The organism is Pseudomonas sp. L13 (assembly GCF_009935965.1).
GTDB classification, from domain to species: domain Bacteria; phylum Pseudomonadota; class Gammaproteobacteria; order Pseudomonadales; family Pseudomonadaceae; genus Aquipseudomonas; species Aquipseudomonas lactis.
In genome coordinates this window covers 24,481-34,438 of record NZ_QODJ01000063.1, presented here as the reverse complement: position 1 = coordinate 34,438, position 9,958 = coordinate 24,481, and the positions used below count along the sequence as shown (strand labels likewise).

The window sequence follows — 9,958 nt, the reverse complement described above, 5'->3', positions numbered from 1 at the left end:
GCTTACTTTTGCGCTTTTCAAAAGTGAGCCGCTGTCAGAGCGGAACCCTAAGTGGCCGTTACCGCAGGAATGGATATACACCCGGTATAACGGTGTCGACTGTGAGGCCGTCTTCGCAGGCAAGCCAGCTCCCACATTTGGATCGCGGGGCGTCAGGTAGATATGCGCTGGCCGGCAGGGCCGTCACGGGAGCAAGCTCCCTCGCCACAGGTCCAGCGTCGCGCCGAAGTTGTGTAGATACCCATGCTGCGATGAGGTCAGTGCAGATCACAAGGCAGGAAAGTGAATCCTGAACGCCGCCCCACCCAACGCTGAATCCCCCAACGTCAACCGCGCGTGATAGCTTTCGATGATGTCCTTGACCACCGCCAGCCCTATCCCCTGCCCCGGGTGCTGGCGGTCGAGTCGTTCGCCGCGCTGCAAGATCCGTGCACGCTGATCCGGTGGAACACCTGGGCCATCATCTTCGATACACAGCTCAATGCCATCGAGGTTTTCCACCAGGCTGATACGCACTTGCTTAAGGCACAGGCGGTAGGCGTTTTCCAGCAGGTTGCCGAGCATTTCAAGCAACGCGCCCTTTTCGATAGGCACCTCGCAGGCTTGCGGCAGATCAAAGGTCACAGTGACCCGCTTGTCGCGATAAACCTTTTCCAGCGTATCGCACAGGCTTTGCACCACCGGTTCCAAGCGTACCTGGTGACGCACCAGGCCACTTTTTCGCAGGCTGGCACGCTGCAACTGGTAGCTGATCTGCTGGCTCATGCGTTCGATCTGCGATTGCAGCACCCACGCCTGGCTACGTTCTTCGGGGCGCTGGGCCATGTCTTCGCTCACGCCCTGCAACACCGCCAACGGGGTTTTCAGGCTGTGGGCCAAGTCATCGAGGGAGTCGCGGTAGCGCGCACGCTGTTCGCGCTCGCTGTGCAGCAAGCGGTTCAGGGAGCCGGTCAGGCGCAGCAGCTCACGAGGGTGTTCTTCGCTGAGGCTTTCGCGGGTGCCGCCTTCGATCTGGTCGAGTTCATGGCTCAGGCGTCGCAGGGCTTGCAGGCCCCAGGTCAGGCCCAGCCACAAGAGCGTCAACAACACCAGCAAGGCCGCGCCGAACCCGAGGTAGAGGTTCTCGCGCAGGCCTTCGAGGGTCAGTTGGTATTCGCGTACCGGCTGCAGGGCGACAATGCTGAACGCCGCGCTCTTGCCTCCCAGCAGCCGAACCTCGACGTCATACACGAAGAATTCCTGGCCATTGGCCTCGCGAATGCGCGCAAACTCGTTGCCGCGCCCGTCGTAGCGCGGTTTGTAGTTGATATTTTCTTCCTGGGTCGCCCGCGAGCGCCATACCAGATGGCCTTCACGGTCGTAGATATAGCCCAGCAGCCGACTGTCGGTGAGGTTGAAACGCTCATCGGGCAACTGCGCCGGCATCAGCAGGCGGTTATTGTCGACCCGCGCCGCGGAAATCAGGGTGGTCACATCCGACGCCAGGCGCTGTTCGATGGAATCCTGCAGCGCCAGGCTGAATGCGCCTTGCATGGCCGGCAACAAGCCGAGCATAAACAGCACGGCCAAGGTGGCGGCCGCCAGCATCAGGCGCACACGTAGCGAACGAATCAACGGCAGCGCTCATTGAACAGGTAGCCCAGGCCACGCACGGTGTCGATCGGCTTGAACCCGGCCGGGCCTTCCAGCTTGCGGCGCAGGCGGCCGACCAGCACTTCGATCACGTTTGGATCGCGCTCGTCGTCATCCGGGTACAGTTGTTCCATCAAGCGGTCCTTGGCAACCACTTGCTGATGATGACGCATCAAGTATTCGAGGATCCGATACTCGTAGGCGGTCAGCGCCAGGGGTTGCTCGTCCAGGGAGGCTTGCTTGCGGTTGAGGTCCAGCAGCAGCGGCCCGGCAACGATGGTCGACTGGGTAAAGCCACTGGAGCGGCGCAGCAAAGCGTTCATGCGCGCCTCCAGCTCTTCGAACTGGAACGGCTTGACCACGTAGTCGTCGGCCCCGGCCGCCAAGCCTTCCACCTTGTCCTGCCAGTTGCCGCGGGCGGTCAGGATCAGGATCGGGAAGGTCTTGGTCTGGGTGCGCAACTGGCGAATCAGGTCCAGGCCGCCCATGCCGGGCAGGCCAAGGTCGATGATCGCCAGGTCATGGTTGAATTGGCCGGTCTGGTACAGGGCTTCTTCGGCGTTGGCCACGGCTTCGACCACATGCCCGCTGTCGGTCAGGCGGGTAAACAGGTGATGACGCAGCAGCGCCTCATCTTCCACCACCAGCAATTTCATAAGGTTCTCCACTGCAATTCAACTAGCCGACAGGGGGATATCATAACGGCCCTGCAGCTCTTGGGGACGCAGTTTTATGCCATTGTAGTGGCCGGTCAGGTGCGCGTAGCCGCTGCGATAGTCGGCTTGCGCAGGGGTAGCGCCCAGGGCCTGGCCCCACGGCGCGGCCTGGTTGCCGGCGTCTTCGAAGCTGACAGGATGGATCAGGTTGCTGGATTTCTTGGTTTTCTCGCTGCCAAAGGCCGCAAAGGCGCCATCGGACGCCTGCACGCCGGCAGTGGCGCCAAGCATGGTCAAAGCCAACATCAGCTTTTTGATCGCAGTCATGGTGGTTACCTCATACGCGTTTGGGCTGTGGGGTCCAGACTACGCAGGCGCCCCTGAACTCCCCCTGAACAGGCTCTGAACCGCAGCTGAACCGCACCGGGCTATCCACTGGCCCGCCAACTCGGCAAAATACCGCGCATGATGCCCCTACCCGCTTGCTGCACCCCACTCGATGATCATTGGCCGTTGCCGGTTCCCTTGCCGGGCACGGTGTTTTTGAGCACGCGATTCGACCCGGCTTTATTGAGCCCCGGCGATTTCCAGCGCTGCGATGTGCCACCGCCCGCGAGCATCCAGCGCTCGGTCGCCAAGCGCCAGGCGGAATTTCTCGCCGGCCGCCTGTGCGCACGCGAAGCGCTGCAACGACTCGATCATCTGCACTGCATCCCGGCCATCGGCGAAGACCGCGCCCCGGTCTGGCCAGGGCATATCAGTGGCTCCATCACCCACAGCACCGGGCACGCTGCGGCGATTGTCGGGCACAAGGCGCAATGGCGCGGGCTGGGCATGGACCTGGAGCATTTGCTGTCACTGGAACGGGCCGAACGTCTGGCCGGGGAAATTTTGACGGCCGATGAGCTGCAGCGCATGGCCGCCCTGCCCCGTGAGCAACAGGCCTTGCTGGTGACGCTGACGTTTTCGGTGAAGGAAAGCCTGTTCAAGGCGCTCTATCCGATCGTGCATAAGCGCTTTTATTTTGAACATGCCGAGGTGTTGGAGTGGTCTGCGGCTGGGAGGGTGCGGTTGCGGTTGCTGACAGAGCTTTCTGAAGAATGGGGTAATGGTAGAGAGCTGGAGGGGCAGTTTGTGGTGCAAGGGGAGCAGTTGTTGAGCCTGGTGGCTATCGCAATGTAGGAGCGAGCTTGCTCGCGAAAAACTCTCAGGCGCCGCGATTATTCAGGCAGCACGCGTTATCGTTGAGGTTTTTCGCGAGCAAGCTCGCTCCTACAGTTAGGGAGTCAGGGTTTATCTTGATCCCTGGGCCAGCTCAAGCTGAAACACGCCCCGCCCAGGTTGTTGCTCTTGCTGATCAACGCCCGCCCGCCGTGCCAATAGATAATCCGCCGCACAATCGACAAGCCCAGGCCATGCCCGCCCGACGCGCGGGTACGGCTGTCATCCAAGCGCAGGAACGGCGTGAAGATCCGCTCCCAGGCGCTTTCCGGCACGCCGGGGCCGTCGTCTTCCACATCGATGCGACAACGCACCTGCCCTACCTGATAACTGATCAGCACTTGGCCTTTGGCATGGCGCATGGCGTTACTCACCAGGTTTTGCAGGGCACGGTGCAGGTAGCGCGGTTCGGCATCGACCCAGGCGTCATCCCAATGCGCCGAGGACAGGCAAATACCCCGGCTGACGGTGACCTGCGGGCGCAATGGCGATAATTCGCCAATCACCTGGTCGAGCAATGCATTAAGGTCCACGCGCTGGAAATTCAGCTCCGGCGCGCCCTGTTCCAAGCGGGCATAAGTGAGCATCTCGTCCACCAGGCCGTCGAGGTCCTGGATATCGCCATCCATGCCTTCCAGGTATTTGCGCCGGGCTTCGGGCGTGGCAGCATCACCGATCATCTCCAGGCCAAAGCGCAGGCGCGCGACCGGTGTGCGCAGCTCGTGAGACACCGCGCGCACCAGCTCGCGCTGAATCGCCAGCAATTGCTGCAAGTGCTCAGCCATGCCATTGAAAGCTGCCGCCAGGCGCCCGACCGAGTCGGCACCGCGAGCCGGCACGCGCACTTGCAGGTTGCCCTTGGCGATACGCGTGGCCGCCGCCTCCAGGCCTTTGAGCCGGCGCTCAAGCTGGCGCACCAGCAGATAGACGATCAAGCCGATCAGGGTCAGTCCAATCAAGGTGATCAGGATCAGCCATTGCGCCGGGTACGGGTTCATCTGGTACAGCGGGCCGATCTCCAGAACCCACGGGGTGCCGACCATGCCGGCAAACACGCGAATCGAATCGCCGCCCTTGCCCAGCGCCATCACCGTATCGCCCTCCGCCACGCGACGACGCTGGTCGTCGTCCATGTCGGCCTGGTCAAGGGCCATCAAGTGCATTTCAAAACCAAAACCCTTGGCCTGCTTGATGTCGGCCAGGCGCTGGGGCTGCTCGGCCACTGGGAAACGCACCAGTTCGTCGGCCAGCAGGTAAATAGTCGCACGGGCCAATTGCTCGCTGATCTGCTGCACTTCGCCGGTGAGCACCAACTGCTCTTGTTCGCTGACCAAGCGCAGCACCCGCGCCGCATGGGGCCCGGTCTGTTCCACCAGGACCTGGCCGCGTTGCAGGCGGTTGCGCTGGCCCAGGTCCAATTGCGCGTCGGTAAAGGTGCGCAGCTCCAGTGGAATGCCCAGCAAACGCTCCCACACCGCCAAGGCGCGCTGGCGTTCAATGGCGCTCATCGGTTGCAGGTTATCGCCCATCAACGCAAAGGTGCCGTGGGCCAGACGCTCACGGTACTGGCCGCTGCGCACGTCATTGAGCAGGTGCAGCGCCAGGGCGCCGAGCAGCGCCACCAGGATCAGCGCCGCGCACATGCCGCCGTAGATGCGCAGGAAGATCGAGTTCACAACGGCATATCGGCAGCGGCTTCAGGGACGAACAGGTAGCCTTTGCTGCGAATGGTCTTGATCAGGCGTGGATGGATCGGATCGTCGCCGATCTTTGGCCGAATGCGCGAGATACGCACGTCAATAGAGCGATCCTGGCCGTCATAACCAATACCGCGCAGGGCGATGAAGATTTCTTCGCGGGACAGGATGCGCCCGGCGTTCGCAACCAGCAGCCACAACAGGTCGAATTCAGCGCTGGTCAGTTCGATGCTGCCGTCGTGCAACCAGGCTTCGCGCAAGGCATTGTCCACCACCAGCGGGCCAAACTGCAGGCGGCGCTGGGTTTCCACTGCAACAGGCAACACCGGTTCGCTGCGGCGCAGCAGCGCCTGGATACGCGCCAGCAACAAGCGCGGGCGCACGGGTTTGCACACATAGTCGTCGGCGCCCATGTCCAGGCCCAGCACCTGGTCCATGTCGTCGGTGCGCGCGGTGAGCATCAGGATCACGCCGTCATAGCGCTCGCGCACCTTGCGGCAGATGCTCAGGCCGTCTTCGCCGGGCAGCATCAGGTCGAGGATCACCAGGTCCGGCTGCTCGTCGATGATGCGCGCCACGGCCTTGGCACCATCGCCTTCCACCGACACGCGCAGGCCGTTGCTTTCCAGGTACTCACGGGTCAACTCGGCGAGTCGCTCGTCGTCCTCGACGATCAGTATCTGCCAGGCTTCTTGCTCCATGCGTTACCTCGGTTCTTTATTATTGTAGGAGCGAGCTTGCTCGCGAAGAACGCGAGGGCACCGCATTTATCCAGGTTTGCTGCATTATCGTTGACGATTTTCGCGAGCAAGCTCGCTCCTACAGTTGTCATGTGGAGCAAGCATGCTATTGCCCTGATCAAGGCCGATTGTAGCCATGCACCGGCCCCTGAACACAAGCCGGGAAATCCATTCGGTCATGGCGATTTTTTGTGGTAGGGTTCGCGCCCTCAAAATTCCCGCCGGCAGTTGCTACCCGGGAATATTCGGTGACAAACGGTGTAATCCAGTAGTAATGCGGCCTACACGGGTGTTCCATGATTCATACACATTTTACCCACAGCGTTATCCACAGGTAGTGCGTTGCTAAGCCCCCCAAAACGCATTATCTTGTACCTCGGCGCTAAAAAAACCCTACATGTAGGGTTTTAAGCGAAAAGACCAAACACATATCCGGCAAGAAACTCAAGCGCTTTCTTGCTCGCGTCTGGTTGAACCAAAGCATTTTTTGAAAGCCCAAACCGCGCACGCGGATGGCAACCGTTTTCCAGCCCGATTGGCAGAAAACGGTACGGGTGTTGCAGGGCTTGAATGGGGCCACTGTCACCCACCAGGAATACGGCGAAGGGCTCCCCGGCCCCGAACCAAAGACTTCGGCATGGAAGCGGCGCGATGAGCTCCCTTCCTCCTGTCCCGAAGTTGTTATGCCAGGCCCAGGCCTGCTGTAAGTGCTTCAGGACGGAACGGTGGGCACCGTGATGGTGCCCAAATAAATATAGAATGTGGAGACACCCCCTCATGCAAACCGACACAACTCGCGAGAACCCGCAAGGCTCCGTGCCGCAGGCCGCTGATTCGAACCTGGATCTGTCCGCCACTGCACCTGGCCAACTGCGTGTGATCAAGCGTAACGGCACTGTCGTTCCTTATACCGATGACAAAATCACCGTCGCCATCACCAAAGCGTTTCTTGCAGTTGAAGGCGGCACCGCAGCCGCTTCGTCGCGCATCCACGACACCGTTGCCCGTCTGACCGAACAGGTCACCGCGACCTTCAAGCGTCGCATGCCATCGGGCGGCACCATCCACATCGAAGAAATCCAGGACCAGGTTGAACTGGCCCTGATGCGTGCCGGCGAGCAGAAAGTGGCCCGCGACTACGTGATCTACCGTGACTCGCGCGCCAAGGAACGTGCCGTACGTTCCCCGGCCGAAGAAGCTGCCGTGCAAGCGCACCCGTCGATCCGCATCACCCTGGCCGACGGTAGCTTTGCACCGCTGGACCTAGGCCGCCTGAACACCATCATCACCGAGGCCTGCGAAGGCCTGGAAGAAGTCGACGGTGACCTGATCCAGCGCGAAACCCTGAAGAACCTGTACGACGGCGTGGCCCTGACCGACGTCAACACCGCCCTGGTGATGACCGCCCGTACTCTGGTCGAGCGTGAGCCGAACTACTCGTTCGTGACCGCGCGCCTGCTGATGGACACCCTGCGTGCCGAAGGCCTGGGCTTCCTGAAAGTCGCCGACAGCGCCACTCACCACGAGATGGCCGACCTGTACGCCAAGGCCCTGCCGGCCTATATCGCCAAGGGTATCGAATTCGAATTGCTGAACCCGATCCTGGCCACCTTCGACCTGGAAAAACTCGGCAAGGCGATCAACCACGAGCGTGACCAGCAGTTCACCTACCTGGGCCTGCAAACCCTGTACGACCGTTACTTCATCCACAAGGACGGTATCCGCTTCGAACTGCCGCAAGTGTTCTTCATGCGCGTGGCCATGGGCCTGGCGATCGAAGAAAAGAACAAAGAAGACCGTGCGATCGAGTTCTACAACCTGCTGTCGTCCTTCGACTACATGTCGTCGACCCCGACCCTGTTCAACGCCGGTACCCTGCGTCCACAGCTGTCGAGCTGCTACCTGACCACCGTGCCGGATGACCTGTCCGGCATCTACCACGCGATCCACGACAACGCCATGCTGTCCAAATTCGCCGGCGGCCTGGGTAACGACTGGACACCGGTGCGCGCACTGGGTTCGTACATCAAGGGCACCAACGGCAAGTCCCAGGGCGTCGTACCCTTCCTGAAAGTGGTGAACGACACCGCCGTTGCCGTGAACCAGGGTGGCAAGCGCAAAGGCGCTGTGTGTGCCTACCTGGAAACCTGGCACATGGACATTGAAGAGTTCATCGAGCTGCGCAAGAACACCGGTGATGACCGTCGTCGTACCCACGACATGAACACTGCCAACTGGATCCCTGACCTGTTCATGAAGCGCGTCTTCGATGACGGCAAGTGGACCCTGTTCTCGCCATCCGAAGTACCGGACCTGCACGACCTGACCGGCAAGGCCTTCGAAGAGCGCTACGAGTACTACGAAGCCCTCACCGAGTACCCAGGCAAGGTCAAGCTGTTCAAGACCATCCAGGCCAAAGACCTGTGGCGCAAAATGCTGTCCATGCTGTTCGAAACCGGCCACCCATGGTTGACCTTCAAGGACCCCTGCAACCTGCGCAGCCCGCAGCAGCACGTGGGCGTGGTTCACAGCTCGAACCTGTGCACAGAGATCACCTTGAACACCAACAAGGACGAGATCGCCGTTTGCAACCTGGGCTCGATCAACCTGCCGAACCACATCGTCAACGGCAAGCTGGACACCGTAAAGCTTGCACGCACCGTCAACACCGCCGTACGCATGCTCGATAACGTCATCGACATCAACTACTACTCGGTGCCACAGGCGCAGAACTCCAACTTCAAGCACCGTCCGGTTGGCTTGGGCATCATGGGCTTCCAGGACGCGCTGTACCTGCAGCACATTCCTTACGGTTCCGATGCAGCCGTCGAGTTCGCCGACAAGTCCATGGAAGCGGTCAGCTACTACGCGATCCAGGCTTCCTGCGACCTGGCCGACGAGCGTGGCGCCTACGAGACGTTCCAGGGTTCGCTGTGGTCCAAGGGCATCCTGCCGCTGGATTCGCAACAGATCCTGATCGAAGCCCGTGGCCAGAAGTACATCGACGTTGACCTGAACGAAACCCTGGACTGGGCGCCGGTACGTGCCCGTGTGCAGAAAGGTATTCGTAACTCCAACATCATGGCCATCGCGCCGACCGCCACCATCGCCAACATCACTGGCGTGTCGCAGTCGATCGAACCGACCTACCAGAACCTGTATGTGAAATCGAACCTGTCGGGCGAATTCACTGTGATCAACCCGTACCTGGTTCGCGACCTCAAAGCCCGCGGCCTGTGGGACTCGGTCATGATCAACGACCTGAAGTACTACGACGGTTCCGTGCAGCAGATCGAACGCATCCCGCAAGAACTCAAAGAGCTCTACGCGACCGCGTTCGAAGTGGACACCAAGTGGATCGTTGACGCCGCCAGCCGTCGTCAGAAGTGGATCGACCAGGCCCAGTCCCTGAACCTGTACATCGCCGGCGCTTCGGGCAAGAAGCTGGACGTGACCTACCGCATGGCGTGGTACCGTGGCCTGAAAACCACTTACTACCTCCGTGCCCTGGCCGCCACCAGCACCGAGAAGTCGACCATCAACACCGGCAAGCTGAACGCAGTGTCCAGCGGTAACCACGGTGATGACTCGGTACTCGCAGCACCCGCCGGCCCGGCACCTGTGCCAAAGGCCTGCGCGATTGACGAGCCGGATTGCGAAGCCTGCCAATGACAGCCAGGTACAGATAAACGTATACATTGATCCACAACTACCCCTCAACCCCCTGATTCTCAGGGGGTTTTTGGTTTACAGAAAAATTTGTTCTCCCATACTCCGCAGCCTGAAATCACAGGTTATGGAAAACGTATACATTGAAAGCCTTCCGACTAAGAACGTTCACTGCTACAGATGGCCTGCCTATGGCTGTCTTGGTAGATGAGGAGGGCTCTCCTCTCTTTCTTCCAAATGTGTACGCTACTATCAAATACCGTGATAGGTGCGCTGCTCTAACTACCAGAAAGGTATTGCGCACTATTGGTATGGCTTACCTATCTGTTAAGGATCGCTGAGC

General features: G+C 60.4%; 7 protein-coding genes. 2 read left to right on the top strand and 5 right to left on the bottom strand.

Annotation, left to right across the window (positions count from 1 at the left end):
- Positions 1-267 precede the first annotated feature (267 nt).
- From DK871_RS24070 to DK871_RS24060, 3 genes are read right to left on the bottom strand one after another with little or no spacing between them, the layout of a single operon-like run.
- Entirely contained in the window at positions 268-1,614 is a 1,347-nt protein-coding gene (locus tag DK871_RS24070; protein WP_161906884.1) for an ATP-binding protein, read from the bottom strand.
- Positions 1,611-2,288, bottom strand: coding sequence for a response regulator (locus DK871_RS24065; RefSeq protein WP_003193559.1), 678 nt, complete (start codon positions 2,286-2,288; stop codon positions 1,611-1,613). Before DK871_RS24065 ends, DK871_RS24070 begins: the two co-directional genes overlap by 4 nt.
- A gap of 18 nt (positions 2,289-2,306) precedes the next feature.
- Positions 2,307-2,615, bottom strand: a complete 309-nt coding sequence (locus DK871_RS24060; protein ID WP_161906883.1) for a hypothetical protein — start codon at positions 2,613-2,615, stop codon at positions 2,307-2,309.
- Between the two features lie 138 nt (positions 2,616-2,753).
- Here DK871_RS24060 and DK871_RS24055 point away from each other — a divergent pair, with 138 nt between their 5' ends.
- Positions 2,754-3,470, top strand: coding sequence for a 4'-phosphopantetheinyl transferase (locus DK871_RS24055; RefSeq protein WP_161906882.1), 717 nt, complete (start codon positions 2,754-2,756; stop codon positions 3,468-3,470).
- A 104-nt stretch (positions 3,471-3,574) separates the two neighbouring features.
- Here DK871_RS24055 and DK871_RS24050 read toward each other — a convergent pair whose 3' ends face one another.
- Entirely contained in the window at positions 3,575-5,185 is a 1,611-nt protein-coding gene (locus DK871_RS24050) for an ATP-binding protein (RefSeq protein ID WP_161906881.1), read from the bottom strand.
- Positions 5,182-5,907 carry a response regulator gene (locus tag DK871_RS24045; RefSeq protein ID WP_161906880.1) on the bottom strand — a complete coding sequence of 242 codons (726 nt, stop codon included), beginning with the start codon at positions 5,905-5,907 and terminating at the stop codon, positions 5,182-5,184. Before DK871_RS24045 ends, DK871_RS24050 begins: the two co-directional genes overlap by 4 nt.
- Positions 5,908-6,723: 816 nt before the next feature.
- Here DK871_RS24045 and DK871_RS24040 point away from each other — a divergent pair.
- Complete coding sequence (locus DK871_RS24040) at positions 6,724-9,618, top strand: ribonucleoside-diphosphate reductase subunit alpha (protein ID WP_003193565.1); 2,895 nt, start codon at positions 6,724-6,726, stop codon at positions 9,616-9,618.
- The last annotated feature ends 340 nt before the right edge of the window (positions 9,619-9,958 follow it).